This window comes from Pseudomonas sp. MYb2 (assembly GCF_002979955.1).
Taxonomy (GTDB): domain Bacteria; phylum Pseudomonadota; class Gammaproteobacteria; order Pseudomonadales; family Pseudomonadaceae; genus Aquipseudomonas.
The window spans coordinates 127,001-150,027 of the sequence record NZ_PCQC01000005.1; the positions used below are offsets into that span (position 1 = coordinate 127,001).

20 protein-coding genes are annotated in these 23,027 nt (G+C 60.9%); 10 read left to right on the plus strand and 10 right to left on the minus strand.

From position 1 onward, the window contains the following. Nucleotides 1–2: 2 nt before the first annotated feature. From CQ009_RS09970 to CQ009_RS09980, 3 genes are read right to left on the minus strand one after another with little or no spacing between them, the layout of a single operon-like run. Nucleotides 3–1,433 carry an N-acetylmuramoyl-L-alanine amidase gene (locus CQ009_RS09970; RefSeq protein WP_064388625.1) on the minus strand — a complete coding sequence of 477 codons (1,431 nt, stop codon included), beginning with the start codon at nucleotides 1,431–1,433 and terminating at the stop codon, nucleotides 3–5. Continuing rightward, nucleotides 1,434–1,904, minus strand: coding sequence for a tRNA (adenosine(37)-N6)-threonylcarbamoyltransferase complex ATPase subunit type 1 TsaE (gene tsaE, locus CQ009_RS09975; protein ID WP_105705883.1), 471 nt, complete (start codon nucleotides 1,902–1,904; stop codon nucleotides 1,434–1,436). Beyond that, nucleotides 1,892–3,391 (minus strand): NAD(P)H-hydrate dehydratase, encoded by a 1,500-nt coding sequence (locus tag CQ009_RS09980; RefSeq protein ID WP_105705885.1) that lies wholly within the window; start codon nucleotides 3,389–3,391, stop codon nucleotides 1,892–1,894. Before CQ009_RS09980 ends, tsaE begins: the two co-directional genes overlap by 13 nt. A 63-nt stretch (nucleotides 3,392–3,454) precedes the next feature. Between CQ009_RS09980 and queG the strand changes: the two genes are divergently transcribed. Continuing rightward, nucleotides 3,455–4,519 (plus strand): tRNA epoxyqueuosine(34) reductase QueG, encoded by a 1,065-nt coding sequence (queG, locus tag CQ009_RS09985; protein ID WP_105705887.1) that lies wholly within the window; start codon nucleotides 3,455–3,457, stop codon nucleotides 4,517–4,519. 90 nt (nucleotides 4,520–4,609) lie between these two features. On the opposite strand, the gene CQ009_RS09995 is transcribed toward queG, so the two are convergent. Together CQ009_RS09995 and orn are read right to left on the minus strand one after the other, a co-directional pair. Beyond that, nucleotides 4,610–5,221 carry a trimeric intracellular cation channel family protein gene (locus CQ009_RS09995; RefSeq protein WP_064388618.1) on the minus strand — a complete coding sequence of 204 codons (612 nt, stop codon included), beginning with the start codon at nucleotides 5,219–5,221 and terminating at the stop codon, nucleotides 4,610–4,612. A gap of 118 nt (nucleotides 5,222–5,339) precedes the next feature. Next, entirely contained in the window at nucleotides 5,340–5,882 is a 543-nt protein-coding gene (gene orn / locus CQ009_RS10000; protein WP_064388614.1) for an oligoribonuclease, read from the minus strand. Nucleotides 5,883–5,989: 107 nt separating this feature from the next. Between orn and rsgA the strand changes: the two genes are divergently transcribed. From rsgA to CQ009_RS10020, 4 genes are all read left to right on the plus strand, one after another. Beyond that, nucleotides 5,990–7,021: a small ribosomal subunit biogenesis GTPase RsgA gene (gene rsgA / locus CQ009_RS10005; protein ID WP_064388611.1), complete on the plus strand. Its 1,032-nt coding sequence runs from the start codon at nucleotides 5,990–5,992 to the stop codon at nucleotides 7,019–7,021. 211 nt (nucleotides 7,022–7,232) lie between these two features. Then, nucleotides 7,233–7,640: a TIR domain-containing protein gene (locus tag CQ009_RS10010; RefSeq protein WP_105705891.1), complete on the plus strand. Its 408-nt coding sequence runs from the start codon at nucleotides 7,233–7,235 to the stop codon at nucleotides 7,638–7,640. 2 nt (nucleotides 7,641–7,642) lie between these two features. Further along, the gene (locus tag CQ009_RS10015; protein ID WP_105705893.1) at nucleotides 7,643–8,602 is read left to right on the plus strand and encodes a caspase family protein; all 960 of its coding nucleotides are present in this window, start codon (nucleotides 7,643–7,645) and stop codon (nucleotides 8,600–8,602) included. After that, nucleotides 8,602–9,087 (plus strand): toll/interleukin-1 receptor domain-containing protein, encoded by a 486-nt coding sequence (locus tag CQ009_RS10020; protein WP_008078345.1) that lies wholly within the window; start codon nucleotides 8,602–8,604, stop codon nucleotides 9,085–9,087. Before CQ009_RS10015 ends, CQ009_RS10020 begins: the two co-directional genes overlap by 1 nt. Nucleotides 9,088–9,195: 108 nt before the next feature. Here the strand turns inward: CQ009_RS10020 and motB are convergent, their stop codons facing one another. Together motB and motA are read right to left on the minus strand one after the other, a co-directional pair. Beyond that, nucleotides 9,196–10,272 carry a flagellar motor protein MotB gene (gene motB / locus CQ009_RS10025; protein WP_064388605.1) on the minus strand — a complete coding sequence of 359 codons (1,077 nt, stop codon included), beginning with the start codon at nucleotides 10,270–10,272 and terminating at the stop codon, nucleotides 9,196–9,198. 3 nt (nucleotides 10,273–10,275) lie between these two features. Then, nucleotides 10,276–11,127 carry a flagellar motor stator protein MotA gene (gene motA / locus CQ009_RS10030; protein WP_007915795.1) on the minus strand — a complete coding sequence of 284 codons (852 nt, stop codon included), beginning with the start codon at nucleotides 11,125–11,127 and terminating at the stop codon, nucleotides 10,276–10,278. A gap of 166 nt (nucleotides 11,128–11,293) precedes the next feature. Between motA and CQ009_RS10035 the strand changes: the two genes are divergently transcribed. The 4 genes from CQ009_RS10035 (at nucleotide 11,294) to CQ009_RS10055 (ending at nucleotide 16,469) form a co-directional block, all read left to right on the plus strand. Further along, the gene (locus CQ009_RS10035) at nucleotides 11,294–12,832 is read left to right on the plus strand and encodes an HDOD domain-containing protein (RefSeq protein ID WP_105705895.1); all 1,539 of its coding nucleotides are present in this window, start codon (nucleotides 11,294–11,296) and stop codon (nucleotides 12,830–12,832) included. Between the two features lie 42 nt (nucleotides 12,833–12,874). Further along, nucleotides 12,875–13,690, plus strand: coding sequence for a thiosulfate sulfurtransferase (gene rhdA, locus CQ009_RS10040; protein ID WP_105705897.1), 816 nt, complete (start codon nucleotides 12,875–12,877; stop codon nucleotides 13,688–13,690). Between the two features lie 19 nt (nucleotides 13,691–13,709). Further along, on the plus strand, nucleotides 13,710–14,570 hold the full coding sequence (gene asd, locus CQ009_RS10045) for an archaetidylserine decarboxylase (RefSeq protein ID WP_105705899.1): 861 nt from the start codon (nucleotides 13,710–13,712) through the stop codon (nucleotides 14,568–14,570). A gap of 147 nt (nucleotides 14,571–14,717) precedes the next feature. Further along, entirely contained in the window at nucleotides 14,718–16,469 is a 1,752-nt protein-coding gene (locus CQ009_RS10055) for a molecular chaperone (RefSeq protein WP_105705902.1), read from the plus strand. Nucleotides 16,470–16,550: 81 nt separating this feature from the next. Here CQ009_RS10055 and serB read toward each other — a convergent pair whose 3' ends face one another. Next, entirely contained in the window at nucleotides 16,551–17,765 is a 1,215-nt protein-coding gene (gene serB, locus CQ009_RS10060; RefSeq protein WP_064388597.1) for a phosphoserine phosphatase SerB, read from the minus strand. A 134-nt stretch (nucleotides 17,766–17,899) separates the two neighbouring features. Here serB and CQ009_RS10065 point away from each other — a divergent pair, with 134 nt between their 5' ends. Further along, a complete protein-coding gene (locus CQ009_RS10065; protein WP_105705904.1) occupies nucleotides 17,900–19,414 on the plus strand; it encodes an AhpA/YtjB family protein in 1,515 nt (504 codons plus the stop codon). A gap of 456 nt (nucleotides 19,415–19,870) precedes the next feature. On the opposite strand, the gene CQ009_RS10070 is transcribed toward CQ009_RS10065, so the two are convergent. Then, entirely contained in the window at nucleotides 19,871–20,581 is a 711-nt protein-coding gene (locus CQ009_RS10070) for a membrane integrity-associated transporter subunit PqiC (protein WP_105705907.1), read from the minus strand. A 177-nt stretch (nucleotides 20,582–20,758) separates the two neighbouring features. Continuing rightward, nucleotides 20,759–23,023 carry a DNA topoisomerase IV subunit A gene (parC, locus tag CQ009_RS10075; protein WP_064388591.1) on the minus strand — a complete coding sequence of 755 codons (2,265 nt, stop codon included), beginning with the start codon at nucleotides 23,021–23,023 and terminating at the stop codon, nucleotides 20,759–20,761. Between the last annotated feature and the right edge of the window lie 4 nt (nucleotides 23,024–23,027).

Here is a 23,027-nt window from a genome sequence, read left to right on the forward strand (position 1 = left end):
GCTCATTCTTTGGACGCCAGTTCGGTGCCAGGAATGGTCAGATGCTGGCCGACTTTCAGCTCATCGCTTTTCAGGTTGTTTGCGCTGCGCAACGTGGCCGGCGACACCTGATAGCGCACGCCGATCATCGCCAGCGTCTCACCCGGGCCGACACGGTGGTCGCGCGGGCCTTGGGCGATCTTGCCGGAATCACGCAGCCAGGCGATGTAGGTGCCCGGCGGTGGATTTTGCTGGAAGAACTGACGCACGCCGCTGCTGATCGAACGCGCCAGCGCTTGCTGGTGGCTCGACGCCGAGAGCTTGTTCGCCTCGTTGGCGTTGGAGATGAAACCGGTTTCGACCAGGATCGACGGGATGTCCGGCGATTTCAGCACCATGAACCCGGCCTGCTCCACGCGTTGTTTGTGCAGCGGCGTGACGCGGCCGATGTTGGTCAGGACTTTCTGGCCGACGTTGAGGCTGGAGGTCAGCGAGGCGGTCATCGACAGGTCGAGCAGAACGCCCGCGAGCATGCGGTCCTTGTCGTCGAGGCTGACGTTGCCGGCACCACCGATCAAGTCGGAACGGTTTTCGCTGTCGGCCAGCCAACGGGCAGTCTCCGAAGTCGCACCGCGATCAGACAGGGCAAACACCGAGGCACCGAAAGCGGCGGCAGACGGCGCAGCATCGGCGTGGATCGAGACGAACAGGTCGGCGCCCTTCTTGCGAGCGATTTCGGTACGGCCACGCAACGGGATGAAGTAGTCGCCAGTACGGGTCAGTTCAGCACGGAAGCCTTTCATGCCGTTGACCTGACGCTGCAGTTCGCGGGCGATCTGCAGCACCACGTCTTTTTCACGCTGGCCGCGCGAGCCGGACGCACCAGGGTCTTCGCCACCGTGGCCGGCGTCGATCACCACAATAATGTCGCGTTTGCCCGCCGGGGCGGGCGGCAATTTGATCGAAGGCTCAGTTGGCGTTACCGGCACCGCTGGCACGGTCGCGACTTTCGGGCTTGGCGCGGGCGGCGGCGCGGCGTCGGCCGGGTTGTCGAACAGATCGACCACCAAGCGGTTGCCGTACTGCGCGTTCGGCGCCAGCGAGAAGCTTTTCGGCGTGACGGCTTTCTTCAGGTCAATGACTACCCGCAGATCGGTCGGCGTGCGTTGGGCCGAACGCATTGCGGTTATCGGCGTGTTAGCGGTCTGCACATTCAGCGGCGCACCGAGGGTCGCGCCGTTGATGTCGATCACCAGCCGGTCCGGCGCGGTCAGGGTGAACACGCTGTGCTGCACCGGGCCGCTCAGGTCGAAGACCAGTCGCGTGTTGTCCGGCGCCCGCCACAGGCGCACGCTGTTGACCTTTGAATCGGCCACAGCGTTGACGGTTACTGCCATCAACATCAGTCCAGCGGCAGCCACCATCGCGCGAAAGCGCATACCTAACCCCATCATTTAATTGGATTCCAACGCCAAAGCGGCACACCAGGCCTCGCCACGCGAGCCCTGGGATAAAATTTTCAGCGAACGCCCGCTGTCTTGCGGGCTAATGGTAATGGTCAGGTCAGGCTTTGGCAAAAAGCCTGCACCTTTATCGGGCCACTCGATCAGGCACATCGCATCGTCGTCGAAATAGTCGCGGATGCCGAGGAACTCCAGTTCTTCCGGATCGACCAGTCGATACAGGTCAAAGTGGAAGGCGCGGAGGTCACCGATCTCGTAAGGTTCGACCAAGGTGAAGGTCGGACTTTTTACCGCGCCGACATGGCCCAGCCCGCGAATGATCCCGCGCGACAGCGTGGTTTTGCCCATCCCCAGGTTGCCTTCAAGAAAAATCAGGCCATGGCCCTGGGTCACGCGGGCGATCCGTGCACCAAAGTCGCTCATGGCCTGTTCATCGGCCAGGTACAGGGTTACTTCAGACACGGTACTTGCTCCTCCAACAACTGACGAATGGCTGGAATCAGATCACTGGCCGCCAGCCCACGGCCCAATTTTCCTTGCTGCATTCCCGCATTGGCGTGCAGCCAGACCGCCAGGCAAGCGGCTTCGAAACTGTCCATGCCTTGCGCCAACAGCGCACCGGTCAAACCGGCCAGCACATCACCGAGGCCGGCAGTGGCCATGGCCGGATGACCTTGATGACACACAGCCAATCGGCCATCGGGGTGGGCGATCAGGCTGCCGGCACCTTTGAGCACGACAACCGCCGAGTATTTTTTGCTCAATGCCAGCGCCGCTGCCGGGCGATCCGCCTGAACCTGGGCAGTGCTGATTCCGAGCAACCGGGCCGCTTCCCCCGGATGCGGCGTGATCACGCAATCCTTGGGCAACCCAACGAAACCGCTCGCCAGCAGGTTCAGTGCATCGGCGTCCCACACTTGCGGCAATGCCGCGTTCGCGGCAGCGGACAACAGCGCTCGCCCCCAAGCGGCCTGCCCCAACCCCGGGCCGACAACCAGCACCGAGACTTTTTCCAGCAACCCCATCAATTGATTGGCAGACGATGTACCTAGCGCCATGGCTTCCGGGACTCGCGTCAACGCTGCCGGGACATGTTCAGGGCGGGTCGCCAGAGAGACCATGCCCGCGCCGCTGCGCAAAGCGGTTTCGGTGCTGAGCAGGATCGCCCCGCCAAAACCGTGATCGCCCCCGATCAGCAGCACGTGGCCGAAGCGGCCCTTGTGCGAAGCCGGGGCACGCGCCGCCAGCCCCGGAAGATTAGCCGTGTTCAGCCGTCGGGCGATAACGGGAATGTCACGATAGATGTCGGCGCCGGCCTGCAAATCGTTAAACAGCAGTTGGCCGACGTGATCCGCCGCGTCCCCGGTAAACAGGCCGACTTTCAGCCCGATAAAGCTCACCGTCAGATCGGCCTGCACAGCGGCGCCCAGCACTTGCCCAGTGTCAGCGCTTAGCCCGGAAGGGATATCGACGGCTGTCACCGGCAAACCACTGGCGTTGATCGCGTTGATCGCCGAGAGGTAAGGCTCGCGCACCTCACCGTTCAGCCCCGTGCCGAGCAAGGCATCAAGAAGGACGCCGCGCAGTTCGCTTTGAGCCTGCCAGCCTTGCACCAGAACATTTTCAGCCAGCGCCTCGGCATGGGCCTGCGCGCCATCGCCCTGCAAACGTTGCGGATCGCCGACGGCCAACACCCGCACCTGCCAGCCCGCTCGCTGCGCCATCGCAGCGACCAGATAACCGTCGCCGGCGTTGTTGCCATGCCCGGCCAGCACCGTCAGCTCGGTCGCCGAAGGCCATTGCCGAACCAGTGCGCGCCAGGTTGCGTGAGCGGCGCGCTGCATCAATTCGAAGCCCGGCGTGCCCCCGGCAATCAGCCGTGAATCGAGTTCGCGCACCTGTGCGGCACCATACAGCGCGTCGGGTAATTGATCTTTCGTGTGCGGCATGCGTCTTCGGGCTCCGATGTCTGGCAGAATTATACGCACCTCAGCTCCGGTTTCTCTCGTCTCATGTCCGCCATCACCACAGACCTGCCCGCCCTCGCCCAATCGATCAAGGATTGGGGCCGCGAGCTGGGCTTTCAGCAAGTCGGCATCAGCGGTCTGGATCTGGCCGAGCATGAGCAGCACCTCGCGCGCTGGCTCGAGGCCGGCTACCACGGCGAAATGGACTACATGGGCGCCCACGGCAGCAAACGCTCGCACCCCGAAGAGCTGGTGCCGGGTACGTTGCGCGTGGTCTCGCTGCGCATGGACTACCTGCCGGGCGATACCGAAATGGCCAAGCGACTGGCGCAACCGGAACAAGCTTACGTGTCGCGTTATGCGTTGGGCCGCGATTACCACAAATTGATCCGTAAACGCGTGCAACAATTAGCCGACAAGATCCAGTCGGAGATCGGCCCATTCGGTTTTCGTGCGTTTGTCGACAGCGCGCCCGTGCTGGAAAAAGCCATCGCCGAGCAGGCTGGATTGGGCTGGATCGGCAAAAACACCTTGGTGCTGAACCGCAAGGCCGGTAGTTATTTCTTCTTGAGCGAGTTGTTCGTCGATCTGCCGCTGCCGGTCGATGAGCCGCACAGCACCGAACATTGCGGGCGCTGCACCGCGTGCCTGGATATCTGTCCGACCAACGCCTTCGTCGGTCCGTACGTGCTGGACGCGCGCCGCTGCATTTCCTACCTGACGATCGAACTGAAAAACGCGATCCCCGAAGACCTGCGCCCGCTGATCGGCAACCGTGTGTTCGGCTGCGACGACTGCCAGATCGTCTGCCCGTGGAACCGTTTCGCCAAACCGTCCGGGGAAAGCGACTTCAAGCCACGGCACAATCTCGACAACGCTGAACTGGCCGAGCTATTTCTGTGGGATGAAGACAAGTTTCTCAGCAGCACTGAAGGCTCACCGCTGCGCCGTGCCGGTTATGAGCGTTGGTTGCGCAATCTGGCGGTGGGACTCGGTAACGCGCCGTCGAGCATTCCGGTGCTGGAAGCGTTGAAGGCGCGACGGGACTATCCGTCAGAGCTGGTACAAGAACACGTCGAATGGGCTCTGAAACAACACGGAATCGCATAACCCCCTGTAGGAGCTGCCGCAGGCTGCGATCTTTTGATCTTGAACGTCAAAAGATCGCAGCCTTCGGCAGTTCCTACATGGGATATCGCGTTACGGCTGATCGTTATAGACGAACTTGGGCATTTCCCAGTGGAAACGGATCGCCAGCAAGCGCAGCAGGAAGCCACCAAACAGCGTGATCAAAATCGCCTGCTCGCTCGGCACATTCAGGTACAGGCAGAGCATGTAGCACCACGCCGCCGCGAACGAGACGCTGGCGTACAGCTCTCGGCGGAAGATCAGCGGGATGTCGTTGCAGAAGATATCGCGGAGGATGCCGCCGAAGACCCCGGTGATGACGCCGCTGACCGAGGCCACCAGCATGCCGTGGCCCATCTCCAGTGCAGTCATGCAGCCGATCAGGGTGAAGGCCACCAGGCCGACGGCGTCGAGCACCAGAAACAGCGAGCGAAGGTGACGCATCCAGCGCGCAGTGAACACAGTGAACATCGCTGCGACCGAGGTCAGCACCAGGTATTCCGGGTGTTTGACCCATGTCAGCGGGTAGTGCCCGAGCAACACGTCACGCACCGAACCACCGCCCAACGCCGTGACGCAGGCGATCAGCACCACGCCAAACCAGTCCATGCCGCGACGCCCGGCAGACAGCGCGCCAGTCATGGCTTCAGCGGTGATGGCGACGAGATAGAGCATCAGCAACATGGTGGCGATCCAGGCAAGAAGGCGCGCAGTCTAGCCATTTCGCGGCGGCACCAAAAGGGGGCGCCACAGCAAACACAAATCCGTGCAGGAGCCTTCGGCAGCTCCTACAGGGATCACATCAGAACTTGATGAAGTGCTTGCGGTAATGCTGCAGCTCGGCGATGGATTCGCGAATGTCGTCCAGCGCCAGGTGCGTGCTGCCCTTCTTGAAGCTGTCACGCACGTCCGGTGCCCAGCGCGCGGCCAGTTCCTTGAGCGTCGAGACGTCGAGGTTGCGGTAGTGGAAGTAGCTTTCCAGCCCTTTCATGTGGGTATAAAGGAAGCGACGATCCTGGCAGATGCTGTTGCCGCAGATCGGCGACTTGCCTTTCGGTACCCATTTCTCCAGGAACGCGATGGTTTCAGCTTCGGCTTCGGCCATGCTGATGCGGCTGTCGCGCACGCGCTGGGTCAGGCCGGAGTTGCCGTGGGTGCGGGTGTTCCACTCGTCCATGCGCGCGAGCACTGCATCGCTGTGGTGGATGGCGATCACCGGACCTTCGGCCAACGTGTTGAGGTCACTGTCGGTGACGATGGTGGCCATCTCAATGATGACGTCGTTATCCGGATCCAGACCGGTCATTTCCAGGTCGATCCAGATCAGGTTCTGCGGGTTTTGCATATTTCGGCTCCTAGGCAATGCTGCGCAGTTTAGCCTAGGCCGGTGGCCGGGCGTGCTAAACTCGCGGCCGTTTTACCTAATCGCTGCATTCTTCAGACGGAACACCCATGGCCAAACGCCAACTCAATCGTCGTCAAAACTGGCGCATCGAAAAGATTCAGGGCGAGCGCGCAGCACGCGCCGCCAAACGCGAGTCCTCGGCCGTCGAAGCCCTGGAAGGTGGCGACCTGGGCCCGGAACAGACCGGCCTGGTGATCGCTCACTTCGGTGTGCAGGTCGAGGTCGAGGCCACTGATGGCGATCAGGCCGGCCAGGTATTTCGTTGCCACTTGCGCGCCAACCTGCCAGCGCTGGTGACCGGCGACACGGTCGTCTGGCGCGCCGGCAATCAGGGCATCGGGGTGATCGTCGCGCAATTGCCGCGCACCACCGAACTGTGCCGTCCGGACAGCCGTGGCCAACTGAAGCCGGTGGCGGCCAACGTCGACATGATCGTCATCGTTTTCGCCCCGCTGCCCGAGCCGCATGCCAACCTGATCGACCGTTATCTGGTCGCGGCCGAACACGCCGGCATCCGTCCGTTGCTACTGCTGAACAAATTCGACCTCATCGACGAGCAGAACGCCCCGGCGCTCAACGCGCTGCTGGCGGTGTACCGCACGCTGGGTTATCCGGTGCTGGAAGTGTCGGCGCACCACGGTGACGGCATGGAACAGCTGCAAAAGCAGCTCGACGGCCGCATCAGCGTGTTCGTCGGTCAGTCCGGCGTCGGCAAGTCGTCGCTGGTCAACAGCCTGCTGCCGGAAGTGGAAACCCGCGTCGGGCCGCTGTCCGAGCTGTCCGGTCAGGGCACGCACACGACGACCACCGCGCGCCTGTTCCACTTCCCCGGCGGCGGCGAGTTGATCGACTCCCCGGGCATCCGTGAATTCGGCCTCGGTCACGTCAGCCGCGCCGACGTTGAAGCCGGTTTCATCGAGTTCGACGATTTGCTCGGCACCTGCCGCTTCCGCGACTGCAAACACGACCGTGAACCGGGTTGCGCCTTGCTCAAGGCACTGGAAGATGGCCGCGTGCAGCAGCAACGAATGAACAGCTACCGCTCGATCATCGCCAGCCTGCCTGAAAACGGCTATTAAACAGTCGTACCGGCAGCCCTTTGCCCAAGGGCTGCCGGATGTCGGTTTTCCCCTGACACCTCCCTCGCGTTTTTAAACATCAGGCCTTTCTGTAGGACTTCTGCACGGCTGCTTGCAGGACCTTTCTCTTTCTGCGTCCAAGCCTTGTAGGCTCATTTCATGGGCCTACATTGAGTTCCTCGTCGCACGTTCGCGCCCCAGAGGAACCCCCATGCAAACCTACCATTTGTTCATCAGCCACTCGTGGAACTACTCCCACGCCCACGACAATCTGGTGCGCCTGCTCAGTGCCCACCCCGACTTCACTTACAAGAATTTTTCGGTGCCGACGCACAACCCGATCATGGGCGCGCAGACCGACCAGCAGCTTGAAGAAGCCATCGAAAACAAGATCCGCCCCTGCTCGGCGGTGCTGATCATGGCCGGCATGTATTCGACCTACAGCAAGTGGATCAACAAGGAAATCGAGATCGCCAAGCGCATGGGCAAGGTGATCATCGCGATCAAACCGTTCGGTGCCGAACGTATTTCCACGGTGGTGCGTAACGCCGCACACGCCGAATGCGCGTGGAACACCAACAGCATCGTCGGCGCGATCCGCCTGCACACGGCGGCCTGATCATGCGCAAGGGATTGTTTATCGGCATCAACGACTACACCCATATTTCGCGCCTGAGCGGTTGCAGCAACGACGCCATGGCCATGGCTTCGGTGTTGAAAACCGACGCCAATGGCGATCCGAATTTCAAGAACGTCGTACTGACCTCGGCTGAGGATTACCTGGGCCGGGAGATGCTCGAAGATCAGATCCGCGAGCTGTTTTCCGGCGACTGCAATGTCGCCCTGCTGTACTTCGCCGGGCATGGCGGTTTCGACACCGACAATGATGAAGGCATGTTGCTGCCCCAGGATTATCGCAGCGCCAAGGACGGTATCCGCATCAGCGACATCCTCAACTGGGCGAGCAAAGCCACGCGCATCAAGAACAAAGTGATCATCCTCGATTGCTGTCAAAGCGGCGCCGCCGGCGAGGTGCGTGCCTTGCGCAGTGAAAGCAGCGTGGTCGGTGAAGGCATGACCATTCTCACCGCGTGCAAAAAGGAAGAACCGGCCATGGAAGGTGCGCAACACGGTGTGTTTACCGGGTTGCTGCTCCAGGCCCTGCACGGCGGTGCGGCAAACATTCTCGGCAAGATCACTCCCGGCAGCCTGTATTCCTTCGTCGACAACGCGCTCGACGCCTGGGAACAACGCCCGGTATTCAAGACCAACGTGTCGCAGTTCATTTCCCTGCGCGAAGTCTCGCCGCTGATCCCCAAAGAGATCCTGCGCAAACTGCCCGAGTGGTTTGCCGAGGCCGAATCGACCTACCCGCTCGACCCCAGCTACGAGCCGACCGAAGCGACGTTCAACCCCGAGCATGGCGAGGTTTTCGCCCAGTTACAAAAGTGCAATCGCCACAGCCTGATCGAGCCGGTCGACGCCGAGCACATGTACTACGCCGCCCTCCACTCCACCGGCTGCCGCCTCACCGCGCTCGGCGCCTACTACCGCGAACTCGCGCTCAAAGGACATTTCTGATGCCTGTCTTCATCAGCTACCGCCATATGGATCGCATGCAGGCCATGGCAATCAACAGTCGCCTGAAACAGGCCAACATCAAAACCTACCTGGATGTGCTCGACCCGGAATCGCAGACCACCGATGACATCACCGGCGTCATCACCCGCAACATCACCGAATGCACGCACTTGCTCGCGGTGGTGTCGGAGAGGACTGCTTTGTCGTGGTGGGTGCCGTTCGAGATTGGTGAGGCGACGATCAGCAACCGGCGAATCTGCTCGTTCAAGACCGGACCGGCGCAGTTGCCGTTGTATCTGGATAAATGGCCGAAGTTGAGTACGGACAGAGATCTGGATTTCTTTATCGATGCTTATCGAGAGGAAGTGACGAACAAGCGGTCGGTGATGCTGGATTCGATGAGTGAGTCGATGAAGGGGACTTACAAGAGGAATGCCGAGCAGTTTCATGATCAGTTGAAGAGCAGGATTCGACGAGGGTTCTAAGACCTCACTTGCCTGGCGCCCGATCAATTTCGTAGCACCACGCAAATGAGCGGCGAGGTGAAATTCCAGACACAAAAAAGCCGACATCGCTGTCGGCTTTTTTGTGGGTCACTGCTTCGGCGCGGGGGCCGGGGCAGTGGTTGGCGGAGTAGACGGCGCAGGCGCCGCACTCCCCGGCTCCGCCGGTTTCGGCGCGGCGTCATCAAACAAGTTCAGCCGCTCACGCAACTCATGCGCTGGCACCGGTTGCTGATCCGCCGGCAACGCGTTCGGATCAACCGGCGCTGCCGGAGCGGCGCCGTTGTGGCTTTCATCGGCCGGTTTCGCTGCGTCCGCACCTTGCGCGCCTTCGATCGCGGCCTGGGCCTTTTTGGTCAGCACCACGATGTCGATACGACGGTTGACCGGGTTGAACGGGTTTTCCCGGTCGAACAGCGCCGACGAGGCGTAACCGACCACCCGCGCCACTTGCGCATCCGGATAGCTACCGGCGATCAGTGCACGACGCGCGGCGTTGGCACGGTTGGCCGACAGTTCCCAGTTACCAAAATCGCCGGTGCCGGTGTACGGCTTGGCGTCGGTGTGGCCGCTGATGCTGATCTTGTTCGGCACCGCTTTGATGGTGTCGGCCATGGCCAGCAGGATGTCTTCGAAGTACGGCTTCAGGCGTGCGGAACCGGAGTCGAACATCGGCCGGTTTTCCGCGTCCATGATCTGGATACGCAAGCCGTTCGGGGTGATCTCGAAGAGGATCTGATCCTTGAACTTCTGCAGTTGCGGGTTCTCGTCGACCTTGTTCTGCAGTTCTTGCAGAAGCAGTTCCAGACGTTCCTTCTCGACCTGCTCGGCCATGCCTTCGACCTGTTCAGTATCGACGGTGACCTTGTCCGGTTGCGGCTGGGATTTCACCTCAGGGTTGAGGGTGTTTTCCGGCGCCAGGGTCGGCGTACCGCCCAGGTCAATGATGTACGGCGTGCCGCTTTCGGAAAAGCCGACCGGGTCTTTGAAGTAGCCGGCGATGGCGATCTTCTGCTCAGGCGTCGCGGTGGACAGCAGCCACAACACCAGGAAGAACGCCATCATCGCCGTGGCGAAGTCGGCGAAGGCGATTTTCCACGCCCCACCGTGATGCCCGCCGGCTATGCGCTTGACGCGCTTGATGATAATCGGCTGATTATTTTCCATGGCTTAGCGACCGCGAACGGCTTGTTCCAGCTCGGCAAAGCTTGGACGGTGGGCTGGGTACAGCACCTTGCGGCCGAACTCGACCGCCAGCGATGGCGGCATGCCGGAAGCCGAAGCGACCAGCGAGGCCTTGATGGCTTCGTAGACGTTCAGTTCTTCCTTGGCATCGTGCGCCAGGGAATGCGCCAGCGGACCGAAGAAACCGTACGCCGCGAGAATACCGAAGAAAGTACCTACCAGTGCCGCACCCACGTGCAGACCGATGGACTTCTGATCACCTTCACCCAGCGAGGCCATGGTCACCACGATGCCGAGTACCGCCGCGACGATACCGAAACCGGGCATGGCGTCGGCGATGCCGTTCACTGCGTGAGATGGATGCTCGAGGTCTTCTTTGAGGCTGTACAGTTCCATGTCGAACAAGCCTTCCAGCTCGTGCGGGGCCATGTTGCCGGACGACATGATGCGCAGGTAATCACAGATGAACGCGGTCATGCGTTCGTCTTTGAGCACCGCCGGGTACTTGGCGAAGATCGGGCTCGCGGCGGCGTCTTCAATGTCGCCTTCGATGGCCATCATGCCTTCGCGGCGGCTCTTGTTGAGGATCTCGTAAATCAGGCCGAGCACTTCCAGATAGAAGGTGTGGCTGAAGCGCGAACTGAACATGCTCAGAGATTTCTTGAGCACGTGCATGGTCATGTAGCCGGGGTTGGCCTGCAGAAACGCACCGAGTGCCGCGCCACCGATAATCAACACCTCGAAAGGCTGGATCAGGGCGGCAATCTTGCCGTGGGAAAGCACGTATCCGCCGAGCACGCTCGCGAATACGACGATGATGCCGATAATTTTAGCCATAGGTAGGAAAGTACTTACTGAGTCGGGTTCAAGGTCATATTCGGAAGTTAAAAAATCTCTTCTTCTACTTATCGGCAAAACTGCGCCAGACTATAGCCAGTTCAGGCGAAAAGCCAATTTAGCCCATGCCGGGCGCGTCTACAGTCAGTGAAGATCCCGTCCAGACATGGCTAATGAAACGAACGTCCCACACGCAAACCCGACCACCCTCGACGGCTGGGTAAAGCTGCTCGATGGCGTGCGACTGCCCGTACCGCAGGAGGCTCACGACAAAGTGTGTCGGGCGATCCGCGACAATCGCAGCTCGCTGCGCGACATCGCCGACCTGATGCAGGACAGCCCGGCACTGGCCTTGAGCATCATCCGTGAGGCGAATCGTCACACCCACGGCACGATGGCCGCGCCGGCGGAAAATCTCGAGGTGGCGATCAACCGTCTCGGCCTGGCGCGCACGGAAGAATTGCTCGCGCGACTGCCGGCCGAACCGCAGATGCAAATCCCCAAGGCCCTGCGCCAGCTACAAATGATCAGCCAGCACGCGACACAACAGGCCAATGGCTTTTTCGCCAGTCGCCTGGCGCGACTGTGGCAGGACATTCATTGGGGCAGCCTGTTGTTTCTTTCGCCGCTGTGGCCATTGGCGCTAACCTATCCGCAATTGCTCGAAGAATGGGAGTTGCGGGTTATCCACAAGGGCGAATCGGCGCGCACGGTCGAAAAGCAATTGTTCGGCGTACGCCTGCTGAAAATCGCTGAAGCGCTGGTCGAGGCCTGGCACCTGCCGATCTGGGTGCAACAGGGTTACAAACTGCTGCTCAGCGAACAGCGCGAACTGGTGAAAGTGCTGCGCATCGCTCGCGACAGCGCACACCCCCTGCGCCAGCAAAACCGTCTCGATGACGACCCGACTCTGCGCCGCTGGCTCAATCAACCGGCCAATACCGTGCTGCTGGCCAACGGTCTGGCGCTGTCGGCGCAACAGGCCTGGGACAGTCCGCACAGCGAGCGCTGGCAGTACCTGACCAGCCTTTACTTGCAGATTTCGATGGATGAAGTGCAGCAACAACTGCACCAGCAGGCCGCCAACAGCGCCCGTTATCATGCGATGCCGGATCTTTGGCACCCGGCGGTTTCGCTGCTGTGGCCGTGGGGCACGCGGCGCTTGCCGGCCGGGATGTTGCCCGCCGCTGCGCCCACCGCTGAAGACCTCGGTCAATGGCGCAAACAGTGCGCCGAGCTGCTCGCCGAGCCAAGCCGCTTCACCAATGCGATGAGCCTGACCGTCGCCGCCCGCGATGCGTTGGCCGCCAGCGGCATGCGCCGGGTGATGATCCTGATGGCCGACCGCACGCAGTCAAGTCTGCGCGTGCAGCAAACCTATGGTTTGCCAAAAGAAGCTGCGGCGCTGACGTTCGCCGTCAGCCAAAGCAGCGTGCTGCAACGCTTGCTCGCGCAACAGGCACAGGTGCGCATCAACCCGGACAACAACGCCCAGTTCTCCGCCCTGCTGCCGCCGAGCCTGCGTACGCTGTTTCGCGGTGAGCATCTGTTCCTGCGCTCACTGGTCAATAACGGCCGGGTAATCATGATCGTCGTCGCCGATCAGGGTGGCGGGCCGTTCGCCGACATCAGCGTGCAAGCCTTTGGCAAAACCGCGCAGTGCATCGAAAAAGCCCTGCACAGCTTTAGCAGCCGTGGCCGATGAGGCTGCGCTACAATCCTCCCCTTTGTGCTCTGGAGACCTCACATGTCTGACTTCTCTGGCTTGCCGCTCGTCATTGAGCCGAGCGACCTGCTCCCGCGCCTGGAGTCTGGCGAACTGATTCTGGTGGACCTGACCAGTGCCGCCCGCTACACCGAGGGACATATCCCCGGCGCACGCTTTGTCGATCCGAAACGCACCCAGCTCGGCCAGCCGCCAGCGCCGGGGCTGCTGCCGGCGAAAGCTGATCTGGAGGCGCTGTTCGGTGAATTGGGCCATCGCAAGGATGCGGTCTACGTGGTTTACGATGATGAGGGCGGCGGCTGGGCCGGACGCTTTATCTGGCTGCTCGACGTGATCGGTCACGACAAGTACCACTATATAGACGGTGGTCTGCCGGCATGGCTGGCGGATGGCATGCCGATGTCGATACAAGTGCCAGCGGCAGTTGGCGGCCCGGTTGCGCTGACCTTGCACGACGAGCCGACGGCGACCCGCGAATACCTGCAAAGCCGCCTCGGCGCCGAAGATCTGGCGATCTGGGACGCGCGCGGGCCGCTGGAATATTCCGGCGAGAAAGTGCTGGCCGCCAAGGCCGGGCACATCCCCGGCGCGGTCAACTTCGAATGGACCGCAGGCATGGACAAGGCCCGTCAGCTGCGCATCCGCACGGACATGCCGCAGATCCTCGAAGACCTCGGGATCACCAAGGACAAAGAAATCATTACCCACTGCCAGACCCATCACCGGTCGGGCTTCACTTATCTGGTGGCCAAGTCCCTCGGTTATCCGCGGGTCAAGGGCTACGCCGGTTCCTGGGGCGAATGGGGCAACCACCCTGACACGCCTGTCGAGATTTAAGGTTTTTTAAGGACAACCAATGAAAGAGCGTCTGTTTATCCTCAGCCAGTACCTGCTACCTCATCACCTGCTGTCGCGCTTGGCCGGCTGCATTGCCGAGTGCCGCGTGCGCTGGTTCAAGAATGCCTTCACCCAGTGGTTCGCCAAGCGCTATCAGGTGGACATGTCGCAAGCGCTGGTCGAAGACCTGACCGCTTACGAACACTTCAACGCCTTCTTCACCCGCGCCCTGAAAGACGGCGCGCGTCCTCTGGACCAGACTCCGGGCGCGATCCTCAGCCCGGCCGACGGTGCTGTCAGCCAGCTCGGCCCGATCGAACACGGTCGCGTGTTCCAGGCCAAGGGCCACAGCTTCAGCGTGCTGGAATTGCTCGGCGGTGACGCGGCCAATGCCGCGCCGTTCATGGGTGGCGACTTCGCCACCATTTACCTGTCGCCGAAGGACTACCACCGCGTGCACATGCCGCTGGCCGGCACCCTGCGCGAAATGGTCTACATCCCGGGCCGGATCTTTTCGGTCAACCAGACCACCGCTGAAAACGTGCCAGAACTGTTCGCCCGCAACGAGCGCGTGGCGTGCATTTTCGACACCGAGCGCGGCCCGATGGCGGTGGTGCTGGTCGGCGCGATGATCGTCGCTTCGATCGAAACCGTGTGGGCCGGTCTGGTCACGCCGCCGAAACGCGAGCTGAAAACCTTCCGTTACGACGAAGCTGCGCGTGCGCCAATCCATCTGGAAAAAGGTGCCGAACTGGGTCGCTTCAAGCTGGGTTCGACCGCTATCGTGCTGTTTGGCCCGGATCAAGTGAAATGGGCTGAAGAGCTGGCCGCTGGTTCGCCAGTGCAGATGGGCCAAGGCCTGGCGCTGCCGAAAGCCTGATTCTAGAAACACACAATCCCTGTAGGAGCTGCCGAAGGCTGCGATCTCTTGATTCTGGTTTTTAAAATCGAAATCAAAAGATCGCAGCCTTCGGCAGCTCCTACAGGTTGAACACCAGTTCGCTTATTTGCTGCTATGGTTTTTGGCATGAGCCAGACCATATCCTCCCCACAGTTGCGCGCCCCGACCCCAAGTCAGCCGCGCCTGTCATTTTGCGAAGCCACTCCGCGCGACCTTAAGCGCTGGATCGCCGGCCTGCCCAAGGCCAACATCGGCGAAACCGCCCGCCTGCTGTATCAAAGCCTGGGCGAACTCAATCAATTGCTCACCCCCAGCGGCAATCGCCTGCAATTGCTCGAATTGCTGCGACCGGAAGTTTATTTCGTCTGCCAGCATCTGGAGCGGCATTTTCTGCATCAGGCGATCATGCTCGACGAACGCTCGCGCAAGATCAGCAACCTGTGTCAGGCCCTGCAAAGTCAACTGGCCATCGGCTACAAACAGATCGTCCTGCGTATTACGCCGAAATACGGCAAAGATCGCGCAGTACTGGTCAGCACGGCCCTGCAACGCGCGGCACATGCTTTGAAGGGCCAACTTGTGCGCGCCACGCAACTGTACAGTCCACCGCCGGAACACCTGTGGTTCGAACTGCATCAGCTATATCGCACAGCGTGTGAGTTGCAACTGCAACAGCACCGGGTGCATGACGACCTGGCCAGCCTGACCACAGAGTTGAGCCTGGAACAGGCCTACATCGCCGCCCTGCTGCTGGGCAGCGCTCGTTGCAATCAACTGCGGCAAAATCAGATCGCCCGCCTCGCCGAAGTGCTTGAACCGTGGAGTGCCTTGCTCAAACTGCAGCCTGCGCGCGCAGATGCCGGCTTGTTCGCGGTCAGCGCCGAAATCGATGCCGGGCCGCGTTACCGCAGCATGTTCCGCAGCGAGCAACAAGCGGGACTACTCGGTTTCGATCCGCAACCGCTGGTAAACACCCTCGAAGCGCACTTGCTGCATCAGGACACGTCGACGCCCTTAGCGATCCCGACCGGGCTCAGCTTCGACACCCTGCAACACTTGCATGCCACTTGGGGCCAGGCCGCTGAGCGCAGTTTTCAGCGCACCGTGGGCCAGGGCAATCTGACCGTGTGCGTCGGCATGAGCGCCCTGCACTTTTATCTGGGTGGCGAGCGCACGTTCAGCGACCTGCTCAAACACCCCGGCGCCCGAGCGGCGAATTTCAGTCGAGCGGTGGCCCAAGGCGAAAAAGACAGCTGGAGCCAGGCGTTCGATGCCGCACCGCAAAACAATGAGCAGTTTTTGCCCTACGAAGAAATCCAGTACGACCACCTCGTCGAAGACGAAAGCAGTGCCGACGCGGTGCCGCACTATCCAACCTATGCCCTGCCGGTGATCAATCACAGCCCCGGCGGTTATTGCCTGGCGTGGCCAAATGAGGTGCCCGCCGAACTGCAGGCCGGGGAAATGCTCGGCATTCAGGACAGCGTCAGTCTGGGCTGGAGCATTGCGGTGATCCGCTGGATTCGTCAGGTGCGCGGTGGCGGCACGCAAATGGGCATCGAACTGGTGGCACCGCATGCGCAGCCGTGCGGCTTGCAATTGGTGCGTTCGAGGGACGATCACAGTCAGTATCTGCGCGGACTCTTGTTACCGGAGATCAGTTCGATCGACTTACCGGCAACCTTGCTGGCGCCGCGATTGCCGTTTCAGGAAGGCAATAAAGTACTGATCAACACCCAGGGCGAAGAACACCGCGCCGGCCTGGATCGTCGGGTGGCGAGTACGCACAGTTTCAATCAGTTTGCTTATCGCTCGCTGGAGGCCGCGCAGAATGGCGCGAGCGAGGAGGATTTTGATTCGTTGTGGAAATCACTCTAAAGCAAAAGATCGCAGCCTGCGGCAGCTCCTACAGGAAACCTATGTAGGAGCTGCCGAAGGCTGCGATCTTTTGCTCTTTAATTACAACTGCCCATCACGATCGCGAAAGCCCAGCAGATACAGCACACCATCCAGACCCAACGTCGAAATCGCCTGCTTCGCCGATTGCTTGACCAGCGGCTTGGCACGGAACGCCACACCCAAACCGGCAATCGCCAGCATCGGCAGATCGTTCGCGCCATCGCCCACGGCAATGGTCTGCTCCAGACGCAAACCTTCCTTGTGCGCCAATTCTTTCAACAGGTCAGCCTTGCGCTGCGCATCGACAATCGGCTCGATTGCCACGCCAGTGCACTTGCCATCGACCACTTCCAGTTCGTTGGCGAACACGTAGTCGATGCCGAGTTTGGCCTGCAATTGCTTGGCGAAATAGGTGAAGCCACCAGACAAAATCGCGGTCTTGTAGCCCAGACGCTTGAGCTCGGCAAATAGCGTTTCGGCGCCTTCGGTCAGACGCAGCGAGGCGCCAATCGAATCCAGCACGCTGACGTCCAGGCCTTTGAGCAAGGCCAGACGCTCTTTGAAGCTGGCGCGGAAGTCCAGTTCGCCGGCCATCGCCCGCTCAGTGATTGCGGACACCTGCTCACCCACGCCGGCAGCCTTGGCCAGTTCGTCGATGACTTCGGCTTCGATCAAGGTCGAATCCATGTCGAACACCGCCAGACGACGGTTGCGACGGAACAGCGAATCTTCCTGGAAGGCGATGTCGACGTTCAGTTCCTGGGCAACGCTGAGGAATTCGGCACGCAGCGCCTGCGGATCGGCCGCTTCGCCACGCACGGAAAACTCGATGCAGCCCTTGCCCTTGTCGGCCGGGGTGTCCAGCGGCATGCGACCCGACAGACGGTCGATGTGGTCGATGTTCAGACCGTATTTGGCGGTGATCGAGCTGACGGCCTGCAATTGGCCGGCGGTCACTTTGCGGGTCAGCAGGGTAACGATATGGCGTTTCTTGCCCTGATTGCCCACCCACTGCTGGTAATCCTCTTCGGACACCGGAGTGAAGCGCACCTGTTGGTCGAGCTCGTAGCCCTTGAACAGGATGTCCTTGAGCACGGATTTACCCTGCTCCGAATCGGGAATTTCAACCAGGATGCCGAACGACAGGGTGTCGTGGATCACCGCCTGACCGATGTCGAGAATGTTCACACCACCTTGTGCCAGAACACCGGTAATGGCTGCCGTCAGACCCGGACGGTCGACTCCCGTGATGTTAATCAGGACGATTTCGCGCAACGCGCACCCCCGCAACTGGAAAAAAACCGCATTCTACCCACTTTCAGTGACCATCGGGCACCGCGAGCGCTTTGCCGGTCTAGGGCCTGTCGCTATACTGCGCGTCAACTTCACGGACAAAAGAGCCGAGCTCAGTGAACCGGCCCACGCCAGTTAAAACCGATAACTTCTTCCTGCTGATCTTCCGTGCACTGCGCCACCGCCGTGTACCGATTGCATTGCGCATTGCCAGCCATAACGTGATCCTGGTCGCTCTGGCCCTGGTGATCTATGCCTGCGTGATGGGCCTGCAATTCAAGCAGGCCATGCACCAGCAGGCCGATGCGCTGGGCGAAAGCCTGACCACGCAGACCGCGACCTCGGCCACGGAGCTGTTGGTGTCCAATGACATCCTCAGCCTCAACGTGCTGCTCAACAACCTGACCAAGAACAAACTGGTCGCCCACGCGGCGATCTACAGCGTGGATAACCGCATCCTCGCCGAGTCCGGTCAGCGCCCCAAGCACAGCCTGCTGGGCGAAGCCGAAGGCATGTACGAGAGCAAGATCACTTTCCAGGACGTGACTGCCGGGCAACTGCGCATCAGCCTGGACATGGATCAGTTCCAGCAGCCGATGACCATCAGCCTGCAAAGCATGGGCATTCTCAGCGGCATTCTGCTGGCACTGTCGCTGGCCCTGAGCCTGCGTATGGGCCGCTACTTGTCGACGCCGCTGCTGCAATTGCGCGTCTGGCTGCGCCATATCGATGAACATACACCGGGCACTGATCGTCAGGACGAGATCGGCGATCTGGCGCGGCAGTTGCACGCCGACTTCGCCCCGGAACCCGCGCCCAAGCCTGAGCCGGAACCCGAGTTCGAAGAGGAAGAGGACGACGAACCGGAGTTCGAGGTGCGCAACCTGCGTGATCCGAGCTTTGACGAAAGCCGTCCGCTGGCCGCACAGAAACCGGCGCCGCGCCACGTGGTCAGCACTGTTGAAGACGATGACGACGACGACGCCTTTGCCGATCTGCGCGACGAGTCACTCGATACCGCACCGCAACCGGTAACCCGCAAGGCCACGCCAAGCGTGCCACAACACAGCGCGGTGCTGGCGGTGCAACTGGGTTCGCAAGAGCAATTGCGTCGCCTGCCACGCGCGCGCCTGGAAGAATTGCTGGAGCGTTATCGCGACTGCCTCGATCAGGCCGCGTCGTTGTATCAGGGCGAAATCGAAACGCTGAACGATGGCAGCACACTGATGCTGTTCCACACCGAAGACAGCGGCGACGACTACCTGACCAATGCGATCTGCTGCGGCGAGCTGCTGCGGGCGCTGGGCCATCAATTGCAGATCGAAGTCGCAGACAGCGGCATCACCCTGCAATTGCAGTTGGGCCTGACTTTGGGTGACGAACTGTTTGGCCTGAGCCAGATTGATCTGCTGCTGACCGACTCGGCGCAGGACGCACTGGCCCTGTCGCAACACAGCCGCAACCTGCTGCTGGTGGAGCGCAAGATCAGCGATGACACGCTGATTCGCCAACGTGCGCGAATCCGCCCGATTGCCAGCCCTGAGGGTGCTTGCTGCGTGGAGCGGTTGATGGAGCCTTATCCGTCGATGCTGGAACGGCAACTGGCGCGGATGCATGAGCGCCGGGCTTAAGTTCCAGGCCTGATGTGAAGAAGCCCGCAGACAAGCGATTGTCTGCGGGTTTTTTTGTGGGTGACTGAAGGGCCCCTCACCCTAGCCCTCTCCCAGAGGGAGAGGGAACCGATCCGGGGATATTGCCGGAATACACCGACCTGCACGTCCTGCTTTGAATCCATAACCGCCAAGCGCTTGCAGGTCGATGCATAGCGCCAGACACCTCGGTCAGTCCCCTTTCCTTCCGGAAGAGGGGACTGACCCGGGGATATTCCAGAGCCACACCGACCTGCCCCTGTCCTACGGAATCCATAATCGCCAAGCTCTTTCAGGTCGATGCATAGCGCCAGACACCTCGGTCAGCTCCCTCTCCCTCGGGGAGAGGGCTGGGGTGAGGGGCTTTTGATCTTTCACGCAGAACCCCAGACACAACAAAGCCCGCACAAGGCGGGCTCTGTTTGATTCGATCCGGCGTTAGAAGCGGAACACTTCCATATCCGTACGAATCGGCGAAGCCATCGGAATCTTCGGCTGCTTCTCGGCTTCCGCCGCCGGCGCGGCCGGTTTTGGTGCCGATTTACGCGGTGCCTCAGCCACCGGAGGCTGATTGGCCAGTGGCTTGAGTGCCACGGACAATTGCTCGGCCAGACGCTGCAGCAAAATGCCCTGCGCCTGCACCTGCGAAGCCGTGCTGCCGGCATGCAGCTCTTGCAGATGGACGATACGGTTATCGCGCACCTGACCACGACGATCGATCAAGCGCCATTGCGCATCAAGGATCGCCGGTTGTTTCTCGCCGGAGTCCAGACGCGTGATGGTCAGCAACACCTGCACATCCGGGGTAAACCCACTGGTGGCCGGTGCCAGCACCACACGCTGGCTGTCGAGATGACCTGCAACCTGACGCATCAACAGCTGGTCAATATCCGACGAAAGACTACCGGCCCAACGACCGTCGGTCGCCGCCTGCAGACTGCCGTCCGGCTGACGTTGCAGCAATGTTTCACGTTGCAGGTAGTCGGCCAAGACCACCGGCCCTAACAAAATCGCCATGCCTGCGCTTTGCGCAGGCTGAACCGGACTTCCGCTGTCCAGTTGATACAGCGACACCGGCTGGTGAACGCTGCAACCCGCCAGGCCCAAAACGCCGGCGAGCAGAAAAATAAGGGGGCGCAGAGCAGTCATCATCCCGTCCAGGTGGCCGCCACAAGGCTGACCACAGTGAAAATACTCAATAAATATGAAGAACGCTCGGCCACGCCGGCGCTTGGAAAGGGCATATCATCCGTGAATATGCGTTCCGACTCCAGCGCCAAAGCGTCGATCTACGCGTTAAATCGTGGATCGACGCCTCTAGGACGCCTAATTGAGGTTTTCGACGAGCAGCGCATCGACCCGTTGGAAGCCACGCGGAAGCTTGTTACCACGTCGACCGCGCTCACCTTTGTAGTGTTCGAGGTCTTCAGCCTTCAGCGACAGGGTCCGTTTTCCGGCCTGCAGCACCAGGGTGGCGCCTTCCGGAATGACGGCGATGTCCGTAACATATTCTTCGCGACTGGCCACCCGCTCACCGGAAATACCGATGATCTTGTTGCCTTTGCCCTTCCCTAATTGTGGCAGATCGCTGATTTTGAAGATCAGCAGGCGACCTTCGGTCGTCACCGAGGCCAGCCAGTTCTGCTCGCGATCAGCCACCGGACGCGGCGCAATCACCTTGGCGTTGTTCGGCAGACTCAACAAAGCCTTGCCGGCCTTGTTCTTGGCTTGCAGGTCTTCACCTTTGACGACGAAACCGTAACCGGCGTCGGACGCGATCACGTACAACGCATCGTCTTCCGGCATCAGCACGCATTCAAACGTCGCACCCGGCGGTGGCGTCAGACGACCGGTCAACGGTTCGCCCTGGCCACGGGCCGACGGTAACGTGTGCGCGGCGACCGAATAGCTGCGGCCAGTGGAGTCAATCACCACGGCAGACTGGTTGGAACGCCCCGCCGCCGAAGTTTTGAAGCCGTCGCCAGCCTTGTACGACAGGCCGGTTGCGTCGATGTCGTGGCCCTTGGCCGAACGGATCCAGCCTTTTTCCGACAGCACGACGGTAACTTTCTCGTTCGGCAGCAGATCGTGCTCGGTCAGCGCTTTCGCTTCGGTACGTTCGACGATCGGCGAACGGCGATCATCGCCATAGGTTTCGGCGTCTTTCAGCAGTTCGGTGCGCACCAGCTTCTTCAGCTTGGCTTCGCTGCCCAGCAGCGCTTGCAGCTTGGCTTGTTCTTTAAGCAGTTCGTCCTGCTCGTCGCGCAGCTTCATCTCTTCCAGTCGCGCCAACTGACGCAGACGGGTGTCGAGGATGTAGTCGGCCTGAATCTCGCTGAGGGCGAAACGCTCGATCAGCTTGGCTTTCGGGTGTTCCTCGGTACGAATGATGTGGATCACTTCATCCAGGTTGAGGTAAGCGATCAACAAACCGTCCAACAGGTGCAGGCGACGCTCGACCTTGTCGAGGCGGAATTGCAGGCGGCGACGCACGGTCTGCACGCGGAATTCCAGCCATTCAACCAGCAAGGCGCGGAGGTTTTTCAGCTGTGGCTTGCCGTCCAGACCGATGATGTTGACGTTGACCCGGTAGGTCGACTCCAGCTCGGTGCTGGCGAACAGGTGCTGCATCAGCGCGTCGTGATCAACGCGGCTGTTGACCGGAATGATCACGATGCGGCACGGGTTTTCGTGGTCGGATTCATCGCGCAGATCAGCGATCTGCGGGGCTTTCGACGGTTTCGCCTGCATCAGCGCGGCGATCTGCTCCAGCACTTTCGCACCGGAGACCTGGTGCGGCAGCGCGGTGACGATGATGTCGCCGTCCTCGACGTGGTACACGGCACGCATGCGCACCGAGCCCTTGCCGGTTTCGTACATTTTCAGCAGGTCGGCGCGCGGCGTGATGATTTCCGCTTCGGTCGGATAGTCCGGGCCCTGAATGTGCTCGCAGAGCTGCTCGACCGTGGCTTTCGGCTCATCGAGCAAACGCACGCAAGCGGTCGCCACTTCACGCAGGTTATGCGGCGGCACGTCGGTGGCCATGCCCACGGCGATGCCGGTGGTGCCGTTGAGCAGAATGTTCGGCAGACGCGCCGGCAACACCAGCGGTTCCTGCAGGGTGCCGTCGAAGTTCGGGCCCCAATCGGCAGTGCCTTGACCCAGCTCGCTGAGCAGCACTTCGGAATAACGCGACAAACGCGCTTCGGTGTAACGCATGGCGGCGAAGGACTTCGGATCGTCCGGCGCACCCCAGTTACCCTGACCGTCGACCAGCGTGTAGCGATAGCTGAACGGCTGGGCCATCAGCACCATCGCTTCGTAGCACGCCGAGTCGCCGTGCGGGTGGAATTTACCGAGTACGTCACCGACGGTACGCGCCGATTTCTTGTGCTTGGAATCGGCGTCCAGCCCCAACTCGCTCATCGCATAAATGATGCGACGCTGTACCGGTTTCAGGCCGTCGCCGATATGCGGCAGAGCACGGTCCATGATCACGTACATGGAGTAGTTGAGGTAGGCACTTTCGGTGAAGTCGGCCAGCGAGCGGCGTTCTACACCGTCCAGGCTGAGATCAAGGGGGTTGCTCATGCAG

Excerpts from the sequence above, each read along its gene's own strand:
- CQ009_RS09970 (WP_064388625.1), bottom strand. The coding sequence starts at position 1,433 with ATGATGGGGTTAGGTATGCGCTTTCGCGCGATGGTGGCTGCCGCTGGA.
- CQ009_RS09980 (WP_105705885.1), bottom strand. The coding sequence starts at position 3,391 with ATGCCGCACACGAAAGATCAATTACCCGACGCGCTGTATGGTGCCGCA.
- queG (WP_105705887.1), top strand. The coding sequence starts at position 3,455 with ATGTCCGCCATCACCACAGACCTGCCCGCCCTCGCCCAATCGATCAAG.
- CQ009_RS09995 (WP_064388618.1), bottom strand. The coding sequence starts at position 5,221 with ATGTTGCTGATGCTCTATCTCGTCGCCATCACCGCTGAAGCCATGACT.
- orn (WP_064388614.1), bottom strand. The coding sequence starts at position 5,882 with ATGCAAAACCCGCAGAACCTGATCTGGATCGACCTGGAAATGACCGGT.
- rsgA (WP_064388611.1), top strand. The coding sequence starts at position 5,990 with ATGGCCAAACGCCAACTCAATCGTCGTCAAAACTGGCGCATCGAAAAG.
- CQ009_RS10010 (WP_105705891.1), top strand. The coding sequence starts at position 7,233 with ATGCAAACCTACCATTTGTTCATCAGCCACTCGTGGAACTACTCCCAC.
- CQ009_RS10015 (WP_105705893.1), top strand. The coding sequence starts at position 7,643 with ATGCGCAAGGGATTGTTTATCGGCATCAACGACTACACCCATATTTCG.
- CQ009_RS10020 (WP_008078345.1), top strand. The coding sequence starts at position 8,602 with ATGCCTGTCTTCATCAGCTACCGCCATATGGATCGCATGCAGGCCATG.
- motB (WP_064388605.1), bottom strand. The coding sequence starts at position 10,272 with ATGGAAAATAATCAGCCGATTATCATCAAGCGCGTCAAGCGCATAGCC.
- motA (WP_007915795.1), bottom strand. The coding sequence starts at position 11,127 with ATGGCTAAAATTATCGGCATCATCGTCGTATTCGCGAGCGTGCTCGGC.
- CQ009_RS10035 (WP_105705895.1), top strand. The coding sequence starts at position 11,294 with ATGGCTAATGAAACGAACGTCCCACACGCAAACCCGACCACCCTCGAC.
- rhdA (WP_105705897.1), top strand. The coding sequence starts at position 12,875 with ATGTCTGACTTCTCTGGCTTGCCGCTCGTCATTGAGCCGAGCGACCTG.
- asd (WP_105705899.1), top strand. The coding sequence starts at position 13,710 with ATGAAAGAGCGTCTGTTTATCCTCAGCCAGTACCTGCTACCTCATCAC.
- CQ009_RS10055 (WP_105705902.1), top strand. The coding sequence starts at position 14,718 with ATGAGCCAGACCATATCCTCCCCACAGTTGCGCGCCCCGACCCCAAGT.
- CQ009_RS10070 (WP_105705907.1), bottom strand. The coding sequence starts at position 20,581 with ATGACTGCTCTGCGCCCCCTTATTTTTCTGCTCGCCGGCGTTTTGGGC.
- parC (WP_064388591.1), bottom strand. The coding sequence starts at position 23,023 with ATGAGCAACCCCCTTGATCTCAGCCTGGACGGTGTAGAACGCCGCTCG.